At 70.2% G+C, this 22,773-nt stretch carries 14 protein-coding genes and 1 tRNA gene; 9 read left to right on the top strand and 6 right to left on the bottom strand.

Annotated elements, in window-relative coordinates; genetic code table 11:
• Positions 1-96: 96 nt before the first annotated feature.
• The 4 genes from ACFOW8_RS10160 (at position 97) to nudC (ending at position 9,337) form a co-directional block, all read left to right on the top strand.
• Entirely contained in the window at positions 97-3,744 is a 3,648-nt protein-coding gene (locus tag ACFOW8_RS10160) for an ATP-dependent helicase (protein ID WP_378550683.1), read from the top strand.
• Entirely contained in the window at positions 3,741-7,277 is a 3,537-nt protein-coding gene (locus ACFOW8_RS10155) for an ATP-dependent helicase (RefSeq protein ID WP_378549089.1), read from the top strand. Before ACFOW8_RS10160 ends, ACFOW8_RS10155 begins: the two co-directional genes overlap by 4 nt.
• Before the next feature lie 84 nt (positions 7,278-7,361).
• Complete coding sequence (locus ACFOW8_RS10150) at positions 7,362-8,411, top strand: potassium channel family protein (RefSeq protein WP_378549086.1); 1,050 nt, start codon at positions 7,362-7,364, stop codon at positions 8,409-8,411.
• 26 nt (positions 8,412-8,437) lie between these two features.
• The gene (nudC, locus tag ACFOW8_RS10145; protein WP_378550681.1) at positions 8,438-9,337 is read left to right on the top strand and encodes an NAD(+) diphosphatase; all 900 of its coding nucleotides are present in this window, start codon (positions 8,438-8,440) and stop codon (positions 9,335-9,337) included.
• Positions 9,338-9,479: 142 nt separating this feature from the next.
• Here the strand turns inward: nudC and ACFOW8_RS10140 are convergent, their stop codons facing one another.
• Positions 9,480-9,710, bottom strand: coding sequence for a mycoredoxin (locus ACFOW8_RS10140; protein ID WP_378550679.1), 231 nt, complete (start codon positions 9,708-9,710; stop codon positions 9,480-9,482).
• 96 nt (positions 9,711-9,806) lie between these two features.
• Between ACFOW8_RS10140 and ACFOW8_RS10135 the strand changes: the two genes are divergently transcribed.
• Positions 9,807-11,963, top strand: coding sequence for an ATP-dependent DNA helicase UvrD2 (locus ACFOW8_RS10135; RefSeq protein ID WP_378549083.1), 2,157 nt, complete (start codon positions 9,807-9,809; stop codon positions 11,961-11,963).
• A gap of 615 nt (positions 11,964-12,578) precedes the next feature.
• On the top strand, positions 12,579-12,833 hold the full coding sequence (locus ACFOW8_RS10130) for a WhiB family transcriptional regulator (protein ID WP_378550677.1): 255 nt from the start codon (positions 12,579-12,581) through the stop codon (positions 12,831-12,833).
• Between the two features lie 113 nt (positions 12,834-12,946).
• Here the strand turns inward: ACFOW8_RS10130 and ACFOW8_RS10125 are convergent, their stop codons facing one another.
• From ACFOW8_RS10125 to ACFOW8_RS10115, 3 genes are all read right to left on the bottom strand, one after another.
• On the bottom strand, positions 12,947-14,296 hold the full coding sequence (locus tag ACFOW8_RS10125) for an ABC1 kinase family protein (protein ID WP_378549081.1): 1,350 nt from the start codon (positions 14,294-14,296) through the stop codon (positions 12,947-12,949).
• Between the two features lie 46 nt (positions 14,297-14,342).
• Complete coding sequence (locus ACFOW8_RS10120) at positions 14,343-15,215, bottom strand: TOMM precursor leader peptide-binding protein (protein ID WP_378549078.1); 873 nt, start codon at positions 15,213-15,215, stop codon at positions 14,343-14,345.
• Between the two features lie 207 nt (positions 15,216-15,422).
• Entirely contained in the window at positions 15,423-16,823 is a 1,401-nt protein-coding gene (locus tag ACFOW8_RS10115; RefSeq protein ID WP_378549075.1) for a zinc-dependent metalloprotease, read from the bottom strand.
• A 128-nt stretch (positions 16,824-16,951) separates the two neighbouring features.
• Between ACFOW8_RS10115 and ACFOW8_RS10110 the strand changes: the two genes are divergently transcribed.
• Positions 16,952-17,977, top strand: coding sequence for a YlbL family protein (locus tag ACFOW8_RS10110; protein ID WP_378549072.1), 1,026 nt, complete (start codon positions 16,952-16,954; stop codon positions 17,975-17,977).
• On the opposite strand, the gene ACFOW8_RS10105 is transcribed toward ACFOW8_RS10110, so the two are convergent.
• Positions 17,978-18,556 (bottom strand): PPA1309 family protein, encoded by a 579-nt coding sequence (locus tag ACFOW8_RS10105; RefSeq protein ID WP_378549069.1) that lies wholly within the window; start codon positions 18,554-18,556, stop codon positions 17,978-17,980. It lies immediately after the preceding gene.
• 160 nt (positions 18,557-18,716) lie between these two features.
• On the opposite strand from ACFOW8_RS10105, the gene ACFOW8_RS10100 reads away from it, so the two are divergent.
• Positions 18,717-21,698 carry a UPF0182 family protein gene (locus ACFOW8_RS10100; RefSeq protein WP_378549066.1) on the top strand — a complete coding sequence of 994 codons (2,982 nt, stop codon included), beginning with the start codon at positions 18,717-18,719 and terminating at the stop codon, positions 21,696-21,698.
• Positions 21,699-21,768: 70 nt separating this feature from the next.
• Here ACFOW8_RS10100 and ACFOW8_RS10095 read toward each other — a convergent pair whose 3' ends face one another.
• On the bottom strand, positions 21,769-22,320 hold the full coding sequence (locus ACFOW8_RS10095; RefSeq protein ID WP_378549063.1) for a transglycosylase family protein: 552 nt from the start codon (positions 22,318-22,320) through the stop codon (positions 21,769-21,771).
• Positions 22,321-22,684: 364 nt separating this feature from the next.
• Between ACFOW8_RS10095 and ACFOW8_RS10090 the strand changes: the two genes are divergently transcribed.
• Positions 22,685-22,758, top strand: a tRNA-Met gene (locus tag ACFOW8_RS10090).
• Positions 22,759-22,773 lie beyond the last annotated feature (15 nt).

The following is a 22,773-nucleotide window of genomic DNA, read 5'->3' as shown; positions in this document are numbered from 1 at the left end:
TGCCGCAGCGTGTCCTCCAGGCGGTGCCGTGCCGGTGTGTCGGACTGGTCTGTTGCAATAGCCGATGTGGTGCGATCGGATAGCTCGGTGCGACTCGTGCGCCGGACAACGCGGGCGCCCCGGCCGCGGGCCTGGGGCGCCGCTGTGCGCGCGCTGTTCGCCGAGCAGGCCGAGTCCGCACCGGCGCGGCCGGGCTGGCGGCCGTGGCAGGTGCTCGGTGGGCCCGGCACCGGCAAGACCGCGCTGATCGTCGACCTGGTCACCGCCAGGATCGCCGACGGCGCCGACCCCGCCTCGATCCTGGTCCTCACCCACACCAAGCAGGCCGCCGCCGCGCTGCGCGACGCGATCACCGCCCAGCTCGGCCCGCGCGCGGGAATCCCCGGCGCGAGCCGCGAGCCGATGGTGCGCACCCTGCACTCCTACGCGTTCTCCGTCCTGCGCAGGCACGCCGACCTGCACGGCAATCCGCCGCCGCGGCTGCTCACCGGCGCCGAGCAGGACGCCGTGCTGCGGGAGATGCTGCGCGGCGACCTCGACGACATCGAGGCGGGGGCCCGTGGGTTGTGGCCGCCCCGGCTCCAGCCTGCGCTGGCGCTCGGTGGCTTCGCCGAACAGTTGCGCGACCTGATCCTGCGGGCGACCGAACGTGGGCTCGGGCCGGAGGATCTGATGGCGCTCGGGCGGGCGCACGACAACGACGCCTGGGTCGCGGCCGGGCGGTTCTTCCAGCGCTACGAGCAGGCGTCGATGCTGCGCTGGTCCGTCGGCGTGACAGCGCCGGAGGCCACCGCGCCCGCCCTGGACGCCGCCGAACTGGTCGGTGCGGCCCTCGACGCGCTCGCGGGCGATCGCAATCTCCTCGCCGCCGAACGCGATCGCACCAGATACCTGCTGGTCGACGATGCCCAGCACCTCGACCCACAGGCGGCGACCCTGGTGCGCGCCATCGGCAGCGGCACCGCGAGCACGGTGATCACCGGTGACCCGGACCAGGCGGTATTCACCTTCCGTGGCGCCGACGCGACCTTCCTGACCGAGCTCGAGACCGTGCCGCAGCGTCGGATCACCCTGCGGCACAACTACCGCAGTGGTGCGCCCATTCGGTTGGCCACGGCACGGATCGCGGCGCGGCTACCTGGAACCTCGCGTCATCGCGTGCTGCCCGGTCAGGAGAACGACCAGGCCGAGCTCGCCCGTGGCGGAGGTGAAGGGGAAGGCGTGGCGGCCGGAAGCGACGCCGACGACCGCGCTCCTGGTGCGCCGGACTCCGCGCCGGAGGCGAGTGTCCGGGTGCGGGTGCTCGCGACGCCTGCGAAGGAAGCCGCCCTGATCGCGGATCATCTGCGCCGGGCGCATCTGACCGACGGGGTGCCCTGGTCGTCGATGGCGGTGATCGTGCGGTCGGTGCCGTTGTCGCTGGCGCCATTGCGGCGCGCCTTGCTGGCGGCGGGAGTGCCGGTGCGCAGGCCCGCGGTGGCCGAACCGCTGGCGCGCAGGCGCGGGGCGGCGTGGCTGGTGCTCGCCCTTCGGGTGCTGCTGGCCGGTGACCCGTCCCGTCCTGGCTCGCGCCGGGCGATCGACGCGGTGTTCTCGCCGGAGGACGCCATGGACCTGCTGACCGGTCCGCTCGGCGGCGCCGACCAGATCGCCCTGCGCCGCCTGCGCCGCGGCATCCGGCGCACGGTCCTCGACCTGGAACGTTCCGGCGCGCTGGCCGAGTCGTCCCCGGCCTCCGCCGACCAGTTCTTGCTGTGGGGCGAACCGCCGCCGGAAGCGCCTGAGCCCGAACCGGATCCGCTCGACGCCGAGTGGCTGCCACCCGACCCCGACGACCCGCTGCGCCCCGAACCCGAACCCGACTGGGACATCGCCGAACGCCTCCCGGACGATATCGACGTCGTCGACGCCGAACCGGCGCCCGCCGTGGCACCGGTCGTGGCCGGTCCGCCGCGACCGGAACCCGAACCGGCGGCGGTGCCGCTGATCGACCAGTCCTCGGCGGAGGTGCTGCGCGATCTGATCGTCGGTGTCGGCGAGGAACGGCTGCTCGACGGGCTCACCGAGGTAGAGGCCGCGCCGCTGCGGCGGGTGTTGCGCGCGGTGCGCAAAGCCGCCGAGACCAGGGCACGCGGTCAGGGGCTGGAAGACGTGCTGTGGACGCTGTGGACCAGTTCCCGGCTCGAGCGCCGCTGGTTCCGTCAGTCCCGCCGTGGCGGTGCCGCCGGAATGCAGGCCGACCGCGATCTCGACGCCGCGGTCGAATTGTTCGATGCCGCAGCGGGTTACGTCGACCGGCTGCCACGAGCCAGCATCGATGGATTCGTCGAATATCTGCTGCACCAGCAGATTCCGCAGCAGGGCAGGCCACTGGCCACCGAGGGTGAGGCGGTGTCGCTGCTCAGTGCGCACGCCGCGGCAGGCCGCGAGTGGGAAGTGGTCGCGGTGGCCGCCGTGCAGGAGGGGATCTGGCCGAACCCGCGGGCCAGGGGCACGCTGCTGCACACCGAGGACCTGGTCGACCTCGTCGCCGGTGTCGACCCCGGCGCCACGACGAGCCGAGTCGCGCCGATCCTCGCCGAGGAACGGCGGTTGCTGCTGGTCGCGTGCAGCCGGGCCAAGACCTCGCTGCTCGTCACGGCCGTCGAATCCGCCTCGGGTGACCAGGATCTGGTGCCATCGCGGTTCCTCACCGAACTGCTCGGCGACGACGACACCGGCGAACCGGGCGCCCTGCCGGTCGTCGATCCGGGCCGGGCCCTGGTGATGCACGCCCTCGTCGCCGAATTACGCGGTGTGGTCTGTGATCCCGGTGGCGATCCGGCGCGGCGGGAGCGGGCCGCGCGGCAACTGGCCCGGCTCGCCGACGCCGGCGTGCCTGGTACCGATCCCGGCGACTGGTACGGCACTGCCGAACTCAGCTCGAACCGGGAGCTGTGGGACGACGACGACACCCCGATCGGACTGTCGCCGTCGACGGTCGAACTGCTGCGCACCTGTCCGCTGCGCTGGGCGCTGGAACGCCACGGCGGCACCGACGGCGACAACCCGCACGCCGTGAAAGGCAATCTCGTGCACACGCTCGTGCAGGCGCTGGCGGGTCAGGTGCCGCAGGCGCAGGTCAAGGCCGCACTCGAACAGGCATGGCAGACCGTCGATCCGGCCACCGGCTGGCATTCCCGGCAGGAGCTGCGCCGCACCGAAGCCATGCTGGAGACCTTCCTCGCCTGGATCCGCACCACCCGCGGCGAACTGACCCAGGCCGGGGTCGAGGTTCCGGTGGACTGTGTGCTGCCCGCGCGCGGCGAGAGCGAACGCGCCGTGCGCATCCGGGGGCGCATCGATCGGCTGGAACGGGATGCGCTGGGGCGCTTCGTGATCGTCGACGTGAAGACCGGCAAGACTCCGGTCAGCGAGAAGGCCGCTGCCGAGCACGCCCAGCTGGCGACCTACCAGGTGGCGGCCGCGCACGGCGCGCTCGACGAGGACGCGGGCCCGACCGAACCGGGAGGGGCGCGGCTGGTCTATGTGGCGAAACCGAATCGCAAGACCGGCGCCGCCGAACGCGGGCAGGAGGCGCTCGACGGCGACGGGCTCGATACCTGGCGCGACACCATCCACGATGCCGCCGAGGCCACCAGGGGGCCGGGCTATCTCGCCGTGCGCAACGACGGCTGCAGGCACTGCCCGGTGGTGGGCAGTTGCCCGGTGCAGGACACCGGACGGCAGGTGACCGACGAGTGAGCGGCGTGCGCGTCACCCCGCAGCGGTTGGCCGACGCGCTCGGCCTGCCCCCACCGACCGACGAGCAGGCGGCGGTGATCGCCGCGCCGCCCGGCCCGACACTGGTGGTGGCAGGCGCGGGCGCGGGCAAGACCGAGACCATGGCGGCGCGGGTGGTGTGGATGGTCGCCAACCAGCTGGTGGCGCCCGACGAGGTACTCGGTCTCACCTTCACCCGCAAGGCCGCCCAGCAGCTCACCTCCCGGATCCGCACCCGCCTCGCCCGGCTGGCCGGCGCACCGCTGATCCGTGAGCTCGACCCGAGCGGGGGGCTGCGCACCCGCATCTCCGGCGCCGAACCGGAGATCAGCACCTATCACTCGTACGCGGGCAGGCTGCTCACCGCGCACGGCCTGCTGCTCCCGGTCGAACCGTCGGCGGCGCTGCTCACCCAGACCCAGCTCTGGCAGCTCGCGCACGAGGTGGTGCGGTCCTGGGACGGTGACCTCGACACCGAACGCACCCCGGTGTCGGTCACCGAGGCGGTGCTCGCGCTGTCCGGCCAGCTCGCCGAACACCTGGTGGCACCGGAGCAGCTCGCCGAAGCGCACGCGGAGCTGGAGAAACTGGTCTACACCCTGCCCGCGGGACCGCGGCAGCGCGGCGGGCCGAGCAAGGCGCTCACCGGCGTGATCGACGCGCAGCGGGAACGGGTGGAGTTGCTGCCGCTGGTCGGCAGGCTCGCCGAGGCGTTGAACCGCAGGGGCGCCTTGGATTTCGGTTCGCAGATGTCGCTGGCCGCGCAACTTGCCGTCGACCATCCTGAGGTCGCCGCGGCCGAACGCGGCCGGTTCAAGCTGGTCCTGCTCGACGAGTACCAGGACACCGGACATGCTCAGCGGGTCCTGCTGTCGGCCTTGTTCGGCAATGCCGCCGCGGTACGACAGGACCGCCGACGCCCGGTCCGGGTGCAGGGCAAGGCGGCCGACGTGCGGACCGAGAACACGCTGTGGGAGCACGAGAGCGACCCGCCCGAACCGCGCGCCGAGTTCGCCGATGACGGATCCTCCCATGCCGCGCGGCGCCATGGCGTGCACCGGACATTGGCGGTCACCGCGGTCGGTGACCCGATGCAATCCATCTACGGCTGGCGCGGCGCGTCGGCGGCCAACCTCCCTCGCTTCGCCACCGATTTCCCCACGGCACCAGGCGTTCCCGCACCAATTCTGCCGCTGCTGACCAGTTGGCGGAACCCGCCGGAGGCGCTGGCGTTGGCGAACCTCGTCGCCGACCCGCTCCGGGGGCGGGCCAGGGCCGCCGGTGGCGCCACGGTCGACGCGCTGCGGGCCAAACCGGCGGCATCGGCGGGAACGGTGGAGCTCGCGCTCACCGAAACCGTCGCGCAGGAACGAGACTGGATCGCCGAGCGGATCGCCCGCGAATGGTCGGCTGCGCGCGAAGCCGAACGTCCCCCGCCGACCTCGGCGGTGCTGATCCGGCGCAACGCCGATGCCGCGCCGCTGGCCGAGGCGTTGCGCGCGCAGGGGCTTCCGGTCGAGATCGTCGGTCTCGGTGGGCTGCTGGCCACGCCGGAGGTCGCCGATATCGTCGCCACCCTGCGGTTGATCGCCGAGCCGGGGACCGGCAGCGCGGCTGTCCGCATTCTCACCGGTGCGCGCTGGCGGCTCGGGGTGAAAGACCTGGCCGCCCTCGCGCGCCGGGCCAGAATGCTCTCGATCGGCAGCCTGTCCGGCGAGACGGCGAACGCCATCACCGACGCGGCCGGACTGGCGAGCGCGCTACGCGAGGTGGCCCCCGAACCCACCGAGCAGGCCGGGCTCGCCGACGCCATCGCCGACCCCGGTGCGCCGGACCAGTATTCGGCGGCCGGATACGAGCGCATCATCGCGCTCGGGGCGGAGCTGGCCGCACTGCGCGAGCGCAGCGGAGCGCCGTTGGTCGAACTCGTCGCCGATGTCGAGCGCACCATCGGGGTCGGGGTGGAAACCCAGACCAGGCGCGCGATCGCCGGTGGTGGCGCCGGTCGTGAGCACCTCGACGCGTTCGCCGAGGTGGTGGCGGGCTACGCGGCAGATTCGCGCGCGTCGCTCAGTGGTCTGCTCGCCTTCTTCACCGCCGCCGAATCGGTCGAGAACGGTTTGGAGCCGGGCGAAGTGGAGGTCGCGCGCGACCGGGTGCAGGTACTCACCGTGCACGCTGCCAAGGGCCTGGAGTGGGAGGTTGTCGCGGTGCCGCACGTGAGCGCGTCGGTGTTCCCGTCGACCACCGCGCTGAGCACCTGGCTCGGCGCGCTCACCGAACTCCCCACCGCACTGCGCGGCGACCGCGCCCAACCCGACGCGGCCGAGGGCGTGCCGGTGCTCGACCTCAGCGGTATCGGCGACCGTGCCGAACTGGAACGCACCATCGCCGAGCACAAGGAAGCGCTCAAACGCCGCAGGCTCGACGAGGAACGGCGCCTGTTCTATGTGGCCCTCACCAGAACCGAACGGGTACTGCTGGTGTCGGCCTACTACTGGCCGGAGACCGGGACCGCGCAGAAGGGGCCGTCGGAGTTCCTGCTCGAGCTGAAACAGGCCAACGAGGACCACGACAGCCCCGCGTTCGGCGTCGCGACCATCGCCCGCTGGGACGAGCAGCCGCCGCCCGACGCGGTCAACCCCTTCGCCGACAACCCACCGACCGCGCAGTGGCCGCGCGACCCGCTCGGCGACCGCCGCGACTCCATCGAACAGGGCGCCGCCCTGGTGCGCGCGGCGCTGGAGCGGATGCGATCCGAGCCCGCCGACTACGCCGACTCCGCCGATCCCGACGATCCCGACGGCTGGAGCACCGACGTCGACGCCCTGCTCGCCGAATTCACCGCGGCCGAACTCGCCGACCAGCAGGTGGAACTGCCCGGCCAGCTGCCAGCCACCGCGCTGGTCGAACTGCGCGCCGACCCCACCCGCCTCGCCGCCAGGCTGCGCCGCCCGCTGCCGTACCCGCCGAATCCGATGGCCCGGCGCGGCACCGCCTTCCACGCCTGGGTGCAATCCTGGTTCGGCACCGAACAACTGCTCGGACTCGACGAATTGCCCGGTGCCGCCGACAGCACCGAACTCGGCCGCGCCGACCGCGAACTCGCCGCCATGCAGGCCGCGTTCCGGCGCTCGCCGTGGGCGCACCGCAACCCCATCGACGTCGAGGTGCCGTTCGAGACCAGCATCGCGGGCACCGTCATCCGCGGGCGGATGGACGCCGTCTTCGCCGAACCGGGCGGACGCTGGATCGTGGTCGACTGGAAGACCGGCGCCGAACCAGGCCCCGCCGACGAAGCCGCGGTGGCCATGCAGCTGGCCGTCTACCGGGTGGCGTGGGCGCGGTTGATGGCCGCGCGCACCGGCGCCGACGAGGCACAGATGCTGCAACGCGTCGGCGCCGCATTCCATTACGTGCGGTCGGGGCGCACCATCGCGCCCGCCGAGCTCGCCGGGCCCGCCGAACTCGCGCAGCTCATCCGCGACGCCGCTCCGGCCCCGGATGTCGGATGAGCCCACCGCGGCCGGACGAAGTAGGCTCCCCGGTTGTGCCGGAGCCTGACCAATCGGTGCCGGGCCGAGCGAGAGGAGCTGGCGATGTTCGGGGGTAACCGGAGCCCGATCGGGCTCAGCGCCAGCCCGGACTACGCGCTGGTCGGTCTGCTGCGGATCCCCGCGGTGCAGATCAGCCCGTGGGTCTCGCTCACCCGGCGGGTGCTGTTCGCGATCCTGCTGCTGTTCACCGCGGGAACCGTGGTCTACCTCGGGCGCGCGGGCTATCGCGACAGCGCAGGCGGGGACCTGTCGTTTCTCGACGCTATGTACTACGCCACCGTCTCACTCTCGACCACCGGCTACGGCGACATCTCCCCGGTGAGCCCGTCTGCCCGGTTGATCAACACGATCGTCATCACCCCCCTGCGCGTTCTGTTCCTGATCGTGCTCGTCGGCACCACCCTCAGCGTGCTCACCGAACGGTCGAGGCAGGCGTTGAAGATCCAGCGATGGAGGCACACCGTGCGCAATCACACCGTCGTCGTCGGTTACGGCACCAAGGGACGCACCGCGATCGACGCCATGCTCGGTGACGGGATCGCCGCCTCCGACATCGTGGTCGTCGACACCGACGCCGACGCGCTGGAAGCCGCGGCCAATGCGGGCCTGGTCACCGTGCACGGCTCGGCCACCAAATCGGATGTGCTGCGGCTGACCGGCGTCCAGCGCGCCTCCTCGGTGATCGTTGCCGCCAACCGCGACGACACCGCCGTCCTGGTCACCCTCACCGCGCGTGAGCTGAACAAGACGGCCAAGATCGTCGTCGCCATCCGCGAAGCCGAGAACACCCACCTGGTGCGCCAATCCGGTGCCGACTCGGTGGTGGTGTCCTCGGAGACCGCGGGCAGGCTGCTCGGCATCGCCACCACCACCCCGACGGTCGTGGAGATGATGGAGGACCTGCTGACCCCGGAGCAGGGCTTCGCCGTGGCCGAGCGGGAGGTGGAACCGGCCGAGATCGGCGGGTCGCCGCGGCACCTCAGCGATATCGTGCTCGGCGTGGTCAGGGCCGGAGAGCTGATCCGGGTCGGTGAGCCGGCGGTGGACGCGCTCGAGGCCGGCGACAAACTGCTCTACATCCGGCGCAAGTGAGCCAAGCCGGCAGGGACTAGGCTCGGATCGTGTCGTTCCGGCTGAAAGACGTTCCACTGCTGTCGCGTTCCATCATCGACCGGGCCGAGCGGGTCCGCCTCGACCCGGAGGCCCTGCGCACCGGCTGGGCGAAGGCCAAGGTCCTGCGCGTCGATGTGCGTGGCCGGGTGCGGGTCGAGGACGCCGGGGTCGTGCTCGACGCGGCGACCGCCGTCGCCGCCGAGCCAGGACCCGGCGCGGTATTCCTCGGCGTCGCCGACGGCGCGCACCTGTGGGCGGTCCGCACACCCGAACTCGACGGAACCCTCAAGGACCTACGGGCCCTCGGCGCCGTCGACGACTTCACCGCAGACCTGCTCGCCACCGCCTACGCCCTGCTCAACTGGCATGACCGCGCCGGATACCACGGCGGCGACGGCACCGCGACCACCGTCTCGCGCGGCGGTTGGTCCCGGCTCACCGACACCGGCGACGAGGAATTCCCGCGCATCGACCCCGCCATCATCTGCCTGGTGCACGACGGCGCCGACCGGGTGCTGCTCGCCCGCCAGCACAGCTGGCCCGCGACGATGTTCTCGCTGCTGGCCGGGTTCGTCGAGGCGGGCGAATCGCTCGAGCACTGCGTCGAACGTGAGATCCGTGAAGAGGTCGGCGTCGACGTGCGCGAGATCAGCTATCTCGGCAGCCAGCCGTGGCCGTTCCCGCGCTCGCTCATGGTCGGCTTCGCCGCGGTCGGCGACCCGGCCCAGCAACTGGTGTTCTCCGACGGTGAGATCGCCGAGGCGCACTGGTTCACCCGCGCGGAGGTCCGCGCGGCACTGCACGCCGGTGACTGGTCGGCCAGGGACACCGGCGCGCGCCTGCTCGTACCCGGGTCGATCTCGATCGCCAGAACGATCATCGAGAGCTGGGCTGGGTCTGTTTGAGCGCTGGCGCGCTCGAGTCGCGGCCCCCTGGGACGGGCCGCGACCGCCGCTGACGCGGCGGACCCTCCTCGAGGTCGGGTCGTGGTGGCTGAGAGGGCGGTTCGATGCGGCATCGGCGTGACGGTCCGACCTGTGGGTTCGGTCAGGCTTGGGCTGCCAGGGCCGCCTTGACCTGGGACAGGCTCGGGTTGGTCGCCGTCGAGCCGTCGCGGTACTTGATCGTCGGCACCACGTGGTTGCCGTTGTTGACGCTGCCGACGAACTCGGCCGAAGCTGGGTCGTCCTCGATGTCGATCACCGTGTAGGTGATGCCCGCCTCGTCGAGCTGGGTCTTGAGGCGACGGCAGTAGCCGCACCAGGTGGTCGAGTACATCGTCAGATCAGTGGTTGCTTCAGTCACGGGAGGTGCAACGTCGCGCACGCGCGTGGTGTTCCGTGGGCGTCGGCCCGGTTGTCGGTGGGCGCTGTCATGATGGTGCGCGTGCCAGCACTCGATCTCGCCGCCCTCGACCCGGAACAGGCCGCCGCGGTGCGGGCGCCACGAGGGCCGGTGTGTGTGCTGGCCGGGGCGGGCACCGGCAAGACCAGGACCATCACCCATCGCATCGCGCACCTCATCGCAGGCGGGCACGTCAAAGCCGATCAGGTGCTCGCCGTCACCTTCACCGCGCGGGCGGCGGGGGAGATGCGCGGCAGGCTGCGCGCGATGGGGCTCGGCGGCGAAGCCGGGCAGGTGCAGGCCCGCACCTTCCACGCCGCGGCGCTGCGGCAGCTGCGCTACTTCTGGCCACAGGTGGTCGGCGACGTGCCGTGGCGGCTGCTCGACAGCAGGTTCCCGGTGGTCACCCAGGCCGCGCACCGGGCCGGGCTCGGCACCTCAACCGAGCTGATCCGCGACCTGCTCAGCGAGATCGAATGGGCCAAGGCCTCGCTGATCGCGCCGGAGGACTATCCGGCCGCGGCGGCCAGACACCATCGCGACGTGCCGGCCGAGGTCACCCGGGTCGCCCAGGTCTACGCGGCCTACGAATCGATGAAGACCTCCGCCGACGGCCTGCTGCTCGACTTCGACGATCTGCTGCTGCACACCGCCGCCGCGCTGGAGGACTATCCGGCCGTCGCCGACGAATTCCGCGGCCGCTACCGCAGTTTCGTCGTCGACGAATACCAGGACGTCACCCCGCTGCAACAGCGGGTGCTCAACGCCTGGCTCGGCGAACGCGACGATCTCACCGTCGTCGGCGACGCCAACCAGACCATCTACTCCTTCACCGGCGCCACCCCGAACTATCTGCTCGACTTCTCCCGCCGCTTCCCCGACGCCACCGTCATCCGGCTCGAACGCGACTACCGGTCCACCCCGCAGGTGGTGTCGCTGGCCAACCGGGTGATCGGGGCGGCGCGCGGGCGAATCGCCGGGACCAGGCTCGCGCTGATCGGGCAGCGAGCCGACGGCCCCGAACCCGAGTTCGCCGAGTACCCCGATGTGCCGGCCGAGGCCGCCGCGGTCGCGGCCGAGATCAAAAAACTCATCGCCGCGGGCACGCCCGCCGCCGAGATCGCGGTGCTGTACCGCATCAACGCCCAATCCGAACCCTTCGAGCAGGCACTGAGCGACCGCGGCATCCCGTTCCAGGTGCGCGGCGGCGAAGGGTTCTTCCAGCGGCCCGAGGTGCGCCAGGCGATCGGGGCACTGCGCCAGGTAGCGGCCCGCGACGATCTACCCGACGAGGCGCGCAGCGGCGCCGAACTGATCACCTTGGTCAGGGCCGCGCTGGCCCCGGTCGGGCTCACCGCGGAGGAACCGGCGGGCGCGCAGGCAAAGGAACGCTGGTCTTCGCTGCTCGCGCTGGTCCAGCTCACCGAGGAGCTCGTCGGCCATGACGCGGAGATCGACCTCACGGGGCTGCTGCGCGAGCTGATCACCAGGGCCGAGGCCAAACACCCGCCCACTGTCGACGGTGTCACGCTGGCCTCGCTGCACGCGGCCAAGGGCCTGGAATGGGACGCGGTGTTCCTCGTCGGAGTCAGCGACGGCACCCTGCCCATCCAGCACGTTCTCGGCGACGACGGCAGCCCGTCCGATCAGGCCGCGCTGGAAGAGGAACGCAGGCTGCTCTACGTCGGGGTCACCAGGGCCCGCGAACACCTGGCGGTGTCGTGGGCGCTGGCCCGCACCGAGGGCGGCAGGCGCGGGCGGCGCCGCTCCCGCTTCCTCAACGGGCTCGTCCCCGACGACTCACCCGCCTCACGCATCGCAGCCGCCACCACCGGCTCCAAGGACGCCGACGGCAAGCGCCCGCTGTGCCGGGTCTGCGCCAAACCGCTGATCGGTACCTACGCCACCATGCTCGGCCGCTGCCGCCGGTGTCCGGCCGAACTCGACCCACAGTTGCTCGAGGCGCTGCGGGAATGGCGGGCCGAGAAGGCCGAGACGCTGCGCGTGCGCGACTTCGTCGTCTTCACCGACACCACGCTCACCGCGATCGCCGAACAACTGCCCACCGATGACGTGGCGCTGGGGGCGATCGCGGGTATCGGCCCGAAGAAGATCGAGCAGTACGGCGCCGACGTGCTCGCGATCGTCGCGTCGCGAATGCGGGCTACGACACAAAACCGCAGGTAGAAAATAGGTTGTTCGGTTCTCGATCATTGCCTATGGTGGAGAACACGCACCGAGAGCTATCTCGGCGCGGGTTTCTATCAGCACACGAGTTCAGGAGGGAGGTCAGTCAGATGAACAGCAATACCACCTACACCGAGATGGGCAATCTCGCTCTGGTGAACGTGTCCGTCGTGTCGGCCTCCCGGGGGGTCCTCGCTCTGCAGGGGACCGGTCTGTCCGGCGTCGATACCACCGCTGTGCCGATGACTGTCGTCCATCAGCACACCCCGATTCGTCTCCAGGGCAAGCCCAGCGTGGGTTGGCAGCCGATCGCTGTCGAAGCATCGGCAGCCCCGACGGCCATCGATTACGGGAAAGTCCCCGCATTCGATGGCGCAACCCGCCTCCGTGTCCACCCAGCGACCGTGATCAGGTCTCGACAGAGATGTCGAACTAGGTAGGGAACTCCTCCCAGACCTCCTGGCCACGGATCGCGAGAAGCGAAATCCGTGGCCATTTTCATTCGGCTCCTCAGCCGTCGGCACCGGTTTCGCACACCGAACGAACAACCGCTGCAACGAGCTGAAGGAGAACGACGTGTTCACCGCCCAGGACTGGCCGTCGGCCACTACTGACGTGACATGCCGAACCGTGGCGACTCTGCCCTGCCGGGCAGGCAACCCCGATCTGTGGTTCGCCGAGAGCCCGAACGACCTCGAGCAGGCCAAGCAACTGTGCGCCGCCTGCCCGATCCGCAAGGGCTGCCTGACCGCCGCCATCGACCGCGGTGAGCCGTGGGGCGTCTGGGGCGGTGAGATCTTCGACCAGGGTGTCGTGATCGCCCGCAAGCGCCCCCGTGGCCGCCCGCGCAAGGTCGCGATCCCGGCATGAGTGGGCAGCGGCCGAAGCGTAACCACGTAGGCTGCCCGAGCATGCTGTACCGCAAACGAACCGCTCACCGAGTCCCGGTGAGCGGTTCGTTTTGCTTGGTCCGGTAGTTGGCCTCAGGAAGCCTGTTCGGCCCGGAAGCCGGGCACCCAGGTACGGACCAGATTCATGAAGCCGAGTTCGGCGTCGAGCTGGGCGAGGATACCGACGGAACCGCCGAGCACCCGGAAGATCATCAGGTACTCGGGCGGGAGTTGCAGCGCCCGTGCGGTTTTCATCTCCGGGCTGGAGAACTCCGAGGCCTTGCCCGCCACCCGCTGCATCCAGGTACGGGTGAAGTGGAACGTGTCGGTGCGGATCGGGTCGCTGAACGGGCGCAGGTAGGCCGCGATCTCCTCGTGGGTGACGGTGCGGCCCGGGATCACCCAGCCGTGTTCGTAGAGCAGTTCGGTGAGCGTGGCGTGATCCTCGGCGACGGCCAGCGCGAGCATCCGGCCGAGGACCTCGGGGAAGCCGTCCGGCATCGGCGCGCAGGCACCGAAATCGAGTACAGCCAGTTTGCCGTCGGACAGGATCATGAAGTTGCCCGGATGCGGGTCGCCGTGCAGCAGGCCCGCCTTCTCCGGGGAGGAGAAGTGGAAGGTGCCCATCAGCTCGGCGATCCGGTTGCGTTGCGCCCGTGTGCCTTCCGGGTCCTGCGCGCCTGCGGCGATGAGTGCCGAGACGGGGGTGCCGTCGAGCCATTCGGTGACGATCACCTTCGGCGCCCCCGCGACCACCCGCGGCACCACGATCTGCGGATGCCCGTCGAACGCGGCGGCGAAGCGGCGCTGGTTGGCCGCCTCGATGCGATAGTCGAGTTCTTCCTCGGTGCGCTCGGTGATCTCGGCCAGCAGCGGCTTCACATCGGCGCCGGGAATCACCGACGACAGCAGCCCGGTCATCCGGGACAGCGTCTTCAGGTCGGCGCGCAGGGCCTCGTCGGCACCCGGATACTGCACCTTCACCGCGACCGCGCGCCCGTCGGCCCACACCGCCCGGTGCACCTGGCCGATGCTGGCCGAGGCTGCCGGGGTGTCGTCGAATGACGCGAACCGGTCCCGCCATTTGGTGCCGAGTTGCTGGTCGAGCACCCGGTGCACGGTCTCGGCAGGCATCGGCGGCGCCGCGGCCTGCAGTTTGGTGAGGGCCTCGCGATAGTGCTCGCCGAACTCCTCGGGAACCGCGGCCTCCATCACACTCAGCGCCTGCCCGAACTTCATCGCGCCGCCCTTGAGCTCGCCGAGCACGGTGAACAGCTGTTCGGCGGCCTTCTGGTTGAGCGTGGCGTTGATCTGCTGCTTGTCACCGCCGACGAGCTTCTTCCCGAACCCGACGGCGGCCCTGCCCGCGATACCGAGGGGAATTCTGGCCAACTTGGCATTGCGGCTGGAACCGCGGCGCACGATCTCCGACACGTTACCCATCATGGCTGAACCAGCCGACGGTGTGCCATGGGAATGCTCACACCGCTCACCGCCCCGTTCCCGAACCGGCCGCGGCGAGGGTCCGGCAGCCGCAGTCGGGATGCGGTGGCCACGGGCGTTGTCGCACTTCGTGGGAATCCAGATCCAGTTCGACGGTGGCGTCGAGGGTTCCCGGCCTGGTGCGCGGCGAGCAGGCGACGATCGCCTCCAGCTCGCCCATGGCCAGCGCGGTGGTTGCCGCGATCCCAGCCGGGGAGGCGTGGCCGGTCCGGCCGAGCAGTTGCGCCGCCAGGTGCGGCCAGTCGGCGTCGAAACCGGTGCGGATCAGGTCGGCGCAGCGCAGACAGCTCGTTTCGCCGGGCAGGACCAGCGGGCCCACGATGCCGACGCCGTCGCGGACCCGGACCTGCAGGTGCGGGATCCGGCGCAGCACCAGATCCACCGACAGCCGCGGATCGACCATCAGCGCGTCGGTGAGAACCACGAGGTCGGCACCGGTGCCCACCGGGGTGTCACGTCGGTCAGGGCGTGATCTGGCAGGCCGCAACCCCATTCGCCGTATACCGATCGTCACCGCGTCCGTGAGCGGCCCGAGGCCGTGCACCGTGACGGCGCGCACCCTGCCCTGTTTGCGTTCGGGGTGCAGCAGCAGCCCGGCCCGCTCGATCGCGGTGAGCAGCGCGCCGGTGAGTTCGGGCGTGATGCCGAATTTCCCGGCTCGCCAGATGATCTGTGGCCGGGACTGCAAACCGTCGAGCAACTCGAGGAACGCGAGCACCGTCCCGGTGTCGAGTTCGGTGGTCTCCAGCAGCAGGGCGCGCTCGGGATCCCAGCCGAGCTGCACCGTTCCCGACGGGCGAACCAGCGTGGTCACCCTGGGGTCGAGCATCGGTCCGCGCAGTGGCGTCGTGGTCGTCATGCCCCGAGTATCGGCGGCGCTGCCTGGCGGTCACGCCGCCGAAAGCCGTGTTATCCACAGGCTTTCGGCGTGTCGGGATCATTGGGCAGACCTGTGGACAATTCGGATCCGGCCGGTCGGCGCGGTGTGTTCTGGTCGGTGCTCGGTACACAACCGTGTCGCGCCGCCGCGGTGCGCAGATTTTCTCGCGCACCACGGCATACCGGGTCAGGACTTGTCGGTGCCGGAGTCCTCGCCGGTCTCGCCGCGCTCGGCGGCGTCGCGTTCGCGCGCCTCGGTCTCGGCCAGCTGGGCCAGCGGATCGTCGAAAGCGCCGGTGCCGCCGCCGATCACCGAGTCGATGAACCCGGCGGGGGAGTCGAGGTCGCTGGAATCGGGCAGTAGATCGGGATGCGCCCACACGCCGTCGCGGCGCTCCATGCCGGCATCGGTGGTCAGGCGCCGCCACAATGCCGAGGCCTCACGCACCTTGCGCGGCCGCAGTTCCAGGCCGACCAGGGTGGCGAAGGTCTGCTCGGCGGGCCCGCCGGTCGCGCGGCGGCGGCGCAGCGTCTCCGACAGCGCGCTCGCGCCGGGCAGCCGCTCACCGACCGCGTCGGACACCACAACGTCGACCCAGCCCTCGATCAGGGCCAGCAGCGTTTCCAGCCGCTCCAGCGCTTGCTTCTGCTCCGGGGTGGTCTGCGGTTCGAAGGTGCCCTGGGCGAGCAGTTCCTCCAGCTTGGCCGGATCGCTCAGCGACATCGGATCGATGTTCTGCGCGGCCTCCTCCAGGGCGGAGAAGTCCATCTTGATGCCGCGCGCGTAGTCCTCCACCGCGCCGAGCACCTGCTGGCGCAGCCACGGCACATGCGCGAACAGCCGCTGGTGCGCGGCCTCGCGCGCCGCGAGAAACACCATGATCTCGCTTTCGGGCTGTTCCAGACCCGCGCTGAAGGTGGAGATCGCCGTGGGCAGCAGCGCCGCCGTGCCCGCAGGGCCGAGCGGCAGGCCGATATCGGTGGAGGTCAGCACCTCCTTGGCCAGCTGCCCGAGTGCCTGCCCGAGCTGGGAACCGAACGCGAGCCCGCCCATCTGCCCGAGCATCCCGACCATCGGCCCGGCGAACTGCTTGGCCTCCTCCGGCAGCTGGGCGGTCCACATGCCCGAGATCTGCTCGGCCACCGGATCGCACAGCCGCTTCCAGGTGGGCACCGTCTCCTCGATCCAGTCGTTGGCGGTCCACGTGACGGTCTTGGTGGCGCCCGCGGGCAGCACTGTCGCGCCGTCGAGCCACAGTTCGGCCAGGTGCGCGGCGTCGGACACCGCCGACGCCGTCTTGGCCGTCACCGGCGCCACGGTGGTGCCCAGCTGCTGGCGGGCCAGGCGCTTGGCCACGTCGTAGTTCACCGGGCCGCCCTGGCCGCCGGGCGCCATGCCCTGGCCCATGCCGCTGAGCATCTGACCGAGCTGGGTCAGCATCTGACCCAGCTGTGACGGATCGAAGCCGCCGGCGCCCGCCGCCCCGAAACCGAACGGATCGTTACCGCCGGGACCGTTGGTCTCGTCGCGACGCTTGCCCGACTCGTCGTCGTCGCGGTTCGAGAAGCCGAAGGGGAGATCGCTCATACCTCTAACGTTACGCGGGACCACCGGGCCCTCGGTGTTCGCGCTTCGCGAAATCGCGTGCGCCGGGTTACCGGGTAATTGCGTGCCACTGCCGTCGGCGCCGATCGGTGATCACTACTGTGGGCGGAGTGAATCGTCGGATCCTCACCCTGATCGTGGCCCTGGTCCCCGTGCTCGTGCTCGGTGTGGTCGGCAGTGTGGTCACCGTGCCGTTCGTCGCGCTCGGCCCCGGCCCCACCTTCGATACCCTCGGCGAGGTCGACGGCAAGCCGGTTGTCGACGTCACGGGCGCACCGCTGGATCCGACGACCGGCAGGCTCAATATGACGACCGTCTCGGTGCGCGACGGGCTCAACCTGTTCGAGGCGTTCGGCTTCTGGGCCAGCGGCGACCACGGCCTGGTCCCGCGCGCCGAGGTGTATCCGCCGGGGGTGTCGAGAGAAGAGATCGACAAGTCCAACGAGCAGGACTTCAAGGATTCGGAGAGCGATGCCGAGGTCGCCGCGCTGCACTACCTCGACCTGCCGACGGTCGTCCTGGTGCGTGGGCTCACCGAAGACGGGCCCGCCGCGCGGGTGCTCGAGGTCGGCGACGAGCTGATCAGCGTCGACGACATCCCGCTCACCAGCCCGCAGGACGTGGTCGACATCGTCGGCACCAGGGCGCCCGGCGATACGATCACCCTCCGTTACCGCCGCGGCGATGCCGAGCAGACCGCGCCCGTCACCCTCGCCGCGCGCCCCGACGACGAAGCGAAGGGTTACCTCGGCCTCACTCCGGGCGAGGGCGGCAGGCCGCCGCTGCGGGTCGAGTTCAATCTCGCCGACATCGGTGGACCGTCGGCCGGGCTGATGTTCAGTCTCGCCCTGATCGACAAACTCTCGCCCGGTGAACTCAACGGCGGCCGGTTCGTCGCCGGGACCGGCACCATCGACCAGGAGGGCAAGGTCGGCCCGATCGGCGGCATCCAGTACAAGATGATCGCCGCCCGCGAGGCCGGGGCCGAGACCTTCCTCGTTCCGGCCGCCAACTGCAACGAAGCACGGCAGCGCGCGCCCGAGGGGCTGCGCCTGGTGAAGGTGGACACCCTCGACGGCGCCGTCACCTCGCTGGCCGACATCGACGCCGGCCGCGAGGCGATCAGCTGCGGCTGATCACTCCAGCGTGTGGTGCAGCGCCTGGACGAGGCCGGGCGCCAGGTTCGGATAGGTGCGCAGGTCCAGGTCGCCGAAGCCGTCGTCGTCGATGGGCCGGATCTGCAGCAGGCACAGCGAGGCACCATGGCGCAGGACGCCCGCGATGAGTCTGGCGTCGCGGCGATCCGGGTGCGCGTGGGCCGCGGCGCGCCCGGCCGCATCGGCGGCGTCGGCGTCGGCGAGCAGCGGCACCAGCGCATCGTCGAGGTCGCTCTCGGCGTCGGGCGGCAGCATCACGATCTCCTGCACCAGCACGCAGCCCTCGACCGCGGGCGGCCAGGTGGTGGTGGCGAGGAATTCGTCGAGCGCCATCGATCCGCCGGTGATGTCGTCGGGGAAGGCCTCCTGCGCGACGGGGGTCAGCTCGCTGCCGTCGGCGAGCTGGTCCTCCAGCGCCGGCTCCGCCGCGACCAGGTCGGCGGTGGGCACCAGTGCGAACATCTGCGGCGGATTTCCCCAGCCCTCGGCGTCGGCGAACTCGACGACCTCGCGCACACAACGGGCGAGGACGACTTCGGCGTGCTGGTCATCGGTCACCCGCCCATCCAATCATTTTCGGCCCGGCCACTTGCACGGTGTCCGATTTCCGTAGAGTGGGCGCCAACGGTCCGGCAACGGACCACCCGCAACATCGGACTGCGGTGTCTGCGCCGATCTACCCGGCGCGAGTACCGCCGGACCCTTGGAGAGTGGCACCGTGGGCATGCGGCCCCCCACCGGATTACCAACACTGTCCCGACGCAGCCGGGTGCTGCTGGTGACGGCAGTCGTGCTCGCGGCGCTGCTGCTGCTCGGGCCACGACTGACCGACACCTACACCAACTGGTTGTGGTTCGGCGAGGTCGGCTATCGCAGCGTCTATCTCGGCATCCTGCTCACCCGGATCGCGCTGTTCGCGGTCGTCGCCGTGTTCGTCGGGCTGGTGGTGTTCGCCGCGCTGCTGCTGGCGTACCGGTCGCGGCCGGTCTTCGTGCCGGTGGCCGGACCCAACGACCCGATCGCGCGCTACCGCACCACTGTGATGGGCCGGTTGCGGGTGTTCGGCATCGGTATCCCGGTGCTGCTCGGCTTGCTGTCCGGGCTGGTGGCGCAATCGAATTGGGCCACCGTGCAGCTGTTCCTCAACGGCGGCGAGTTCGGTGAGCAGGACCCGCAGTTCCATCTCGACGTCGGCTTCTACGCCTTCGACCTGCCGTTCTACCGCATGGTGCTGAACTGGCTGTTCGTCGCCGTCGTCATCGCGTTCTTCGCGAATCTGGTGACCCACTATGTGTTCGGCGGCCTGCGGCTGACCGGGCGCGAGGGCACGCTCACCAGGGCTGCGCGCGTGCAGCTGGCCGTGCTGGCCGGAATCTTCGTACTGCTCAAGGCGGTCGCCTACTGGTTCGACCGCTACGACCTGTTGTCGAGTACCCGCAAGGAACCGACCTTCGGCGGTCCGTCGTTCACCGATATCAACGCGGTACTGCCCGCGAAGCTGATCCTGCTCTCGATCGCGGTGATCTGCGCGGTGGCGTTCTTCGCCGGGATCGTGCTGCGCGATCTGCGGGTGCCCGCGATGGCGGCCGCGCTGCTCGTGCTCTCCTCGATCCTGGTCGGCGCGGTGTGGCCGATGGTGGTCGAGCAGTTCTCGGTGCGCCCGAACGCGGCCGACAAGGAGAGCCCGTACATCGAGCGCAACATCATGGCCACCCGCCAGGCGTACGGCATCACCGACGACAAGGTCGAGTACCGGGACTATCGCGGGCAGAGCCCGAAGAGCCCGCTCGAGGTCCCGGCCGATGCCGCGACTATCGGCAACGCCCGCCTGCTCGACCCGAACATTCTCTCGCCCACCTTCACCCAGCTGCGGCAGCTGAAGAACTTCTACGGGTTCCCCGAGTCGCTCGACATCGACCGCTACACGCTCAACGGCTCGACCCAGGACTACATCGTCGCCGCGCGCGAGCTGCACCCGGAGGCGCTGTCTGGCAACCAGCGCGACTGGATCAACCGGCACACCGTCTACACCCACGGCAACGGTTTCGTCGCCGCGCCTGCCAACCGGGTGAACAAGCCGCAGTCCGACGCGCAGAGCGCCGCGGGCGGCAGCGACTCCGGCTACCCACTGTTCATGGTGAGCGACTTGTTCACCAAGCCGGAGGACCAGCAGTTCAAGGTCGACCAGCCGCGGATCTACTACGGCGAGCTGATCTCCCAGTCCGACCCCGACTACGCCATCGTCGGCGCCACCGAGGGTCAGGCCCCGCGCGAGTACGACTCCGACACCGCCTCCTACACCTACGAGGGCGCGGGCGGCGTGCCGATCGGCAACTGGTTCAATCGGCTGGCGTTCGCGGCCAAGTACGCCGAGCGCAACATCCTGTTCTCCTCGGCCATCGGTGACAACTCCAAGATTCTGTACAACCGCAACCCGCGCGAGCGAGTGCAGAAGGTCGCGCCGTGGCTGACCGCCGACGGCAACGCCTACCCGGCGGTGGTCGGCGAACGCATCGTCTGGATCGTCGATGCCTACACCACCCTGGACAAGTACCCCTACGCTCAGCGCACCTCACTGGACGGCGCGGTCGAGGACAGCATCGACAAGCGGACCGGGCGGGTGATCCCCCGCAAGGAGGTCAGCTACATCCGCAACTCGGTGAAGGCCACCGTCGACGCCTACGACGGCACCGTCACCCTGTACGAGACCGATGCGAACGACCCGGTGCTCCAGGCGTGGCGAGGGGTGTTCCCGGACGCGGTGAAGCCGGAGAGCGAGATCTCCCCGGAGTTGCGGGCCCACTTCCGCTACCCGGAGGACCTGTTCAAGGTCCAGCGCGACATGCTCACCAAGTACCACGTGGACAACCCGCGTGAGTTCTTCACCAACAACGCCTTCTGGTCGGTGCCGAGCGATCCGACGATCGAGGGCGGCACCTTCAACCAGCCGCCGTACTACGTGCTGCTCGGTGACCCGGAGACCAACAAGCCGGTGTTCAACCTGACCTCGGCGATGGTCGGCTACAACCGTCAATTCCTCTCGTCCTACATCTCGGTGCGCTCCGACCCCGACGGGTACGGCAAGTTCACCGTGCTGCAATTGCCGACGGACTCCCAGACGCAGGGCCCGCAGCAGACCCAGAACTCGATGACCACCGCCGACGCGGTGTCGCGGGAGAAGACCCTGCTGTCGAACTCGAACAAGATCCGCTACGGCAACCTGCTCACCCTGCCGGTGGCCGACGGCGGGATCCTCTACGTGGAGCCGTTCTACAACGAACGCAACACCGGATCGTCGACCTTCCCGCAGCTGTTGCGCGTGCTGGTGAGCTACCGCGACGCGGCAGGCAGTGTGAAGGTGGGCTACGACTCGACGCTGGCAGGGGCGCTGAACCAGGTGATCCCGGGTGCCGGCGCGCTGGCGACTCCGTTCGGCGGCGATCCGGCGCTCAAGCCGAAGCCGGGGGTCACCCCGCCGGTCGACCAGGGCACCACGCCACCGACCGACGGTACGACCCCGCCGCCGGAGACGACGCCGCCGACGGGTTCGTCCGCCCAGCAGGCCGCGGCCGCCGAACTGGATCGCAAGATCGAGGCGGTGCGCACGGCGATGCGGTCGGGCAACTTCACCGACTTCGGCAAGGCGCTCGAGGAGCTGGACGCCGCGGTGCAGGCGTACCAGGACGCAGGCGGCCGGTAGACGCTCAGCGATGAACGAAGTAGGGCCCCGCCAACCGGCGGGGCCCTACTCGTGCAGTGGGTCGGGAGGATCAGCCGCCGAGGGTGGCGAGCAGCGGGGCGTTGGCCTCGAGCAGGGCCCGGTACTGGTCGGCGTAGCCGTACTGCTCGGCCAGGGCCTGGCCGGCGGCGGTGGCCTGATCGACGGCGACCTGGATATCGGTCGGGGCCGCGGCGGGCAGCTCGATGGCGGGCTCGGTCTCGACGACCTCGGGCGCGGGCGTGGGCTCCGGCTCGGAGGCACCGGCCTGCAGGTACCGGCCGCAGTGCGGCCAGGCGCCGATGCCCTGGTTGGCGAGCACGTTCTCCGCGACGCGGATCTGCTCTTCCTTACTGGCGTTGTGCGCCATGCCCTGGCCGCCGTGCGCGGCCCAGGTGCTCTGCGAGAACTGCAGGCCACCGTAGTAGCCGTTGCCGGTGTTGATCGACCAGTTGCCACCGCTCTCGCACTGGGCGACGCCGTCCCAGTTGTGGGTCGCGGCGGCGGCGGTGCCGGTGGCGAGGCTGAACGGAACGGCAACCAGGGCGCCCGTGATGGCGGCGGCGCCGAGGGCACGGGTGCGGAATTTCCGGGTTTCAGTCATGGGGGAGACGCTAACCAAGAAATCCATGACGATCACATCTTGATAACGGCGGGATTCTCTGATTGGAATAGCGCCCTTTTCGATGTTTACGCTGGATAGCGCCAGGGAATACCTCAATTCCAATCGATCTGTTATCTGGTAGTTATGTGGGTGAGATCACGCGGTGATAGTGATGCCGGTCACGGGATTTTCCGAGAACCGACCCGGCGGCCCGCAGGGTGTGGCCCCAGGTGACGCCGGTCACATTCGTGCTCCCGCGAACTCCCCTCGCTCCGTCGAAGATTGCGGTCCGGTGCTCGAAAACCGCCGCTGACCTCACGATTTGGCATCCGCGCTAACCGGTGTGTAATGTTGTATTCACCGACGCGGGGTGGAGCAGCTCGGTAGCTCGCTGGGCTCATAACCCAGAGGTCGCAGGTTCAAATCCTGTCCCCGCTACAAAGGCAAAGGCCC

The sequence above is a fragment of the Nocardia rhizosphaerae genome (genome assembly GCF_042650365.1).
In the GTDB taxonomy this organism is placed as follows: domain Bacteria; phylum Actinomycetota; class Actinomycetes; order Mycobacteriales; family Mycobacteriaceae; genus Nocardia; species Nocardia rhizosphaerae.
This window is presented reverse-complemented; position numbering and strand designations above follow the sequence as displayed.

Coding starts and splice junctions, on each gene's coding strand:
- ACFOW8_RS10135 (WP_378549083.1), top strand. CDS start 9,807: ATGATGGTGCGCGTGCCAGCACTCGATCTCGCCGCCCTCGACCCGGAA.
- ACFOW8_RS10150 (WP_378549086.1), top strand. CDS start 7,362: ATGTTCGGGGGTAACCGGAGCCCGATCGGGCTCAGCGCCAGCCCGGAC.
- ACFOW8_RS10140 (WP_378550679.1), bottom strand. CDS start 9,710: ATGTACTCGACCACCTGGTGCGGCTACTGCCGTCGCCTCAAGACCCAG.
- ACFOW8_RS10120 (WP_378549078.1), bottom strand. CDS start 15,215: ATGACGACCACGACGCCACTGCGCGGACCGATGCTCGACCCCAGGGTG.
- ACFOW8_RS10125 (WP_378549081.1), bottom strand. CDS start 14,296: ATGGGTAACGTGTCGGAGATCGTGCGCCGCGGTTCCAGCCGCAATGCC.
- ACFOW8_RS10095 (WP_378549063.1), bottom strand. CDS start 22,320: ATGACTGAAACCCGGAAATTCCGCACCCGTGCCCTCGGCGCCGCCGCC.
- ACFOW8_RS10115 (WP_378549075.1), bottom strand. CDS start 16,823: ATGAGCGATCTCCCCTTCGGCTTCTCGAACCGCGACGACGACGAGTCG.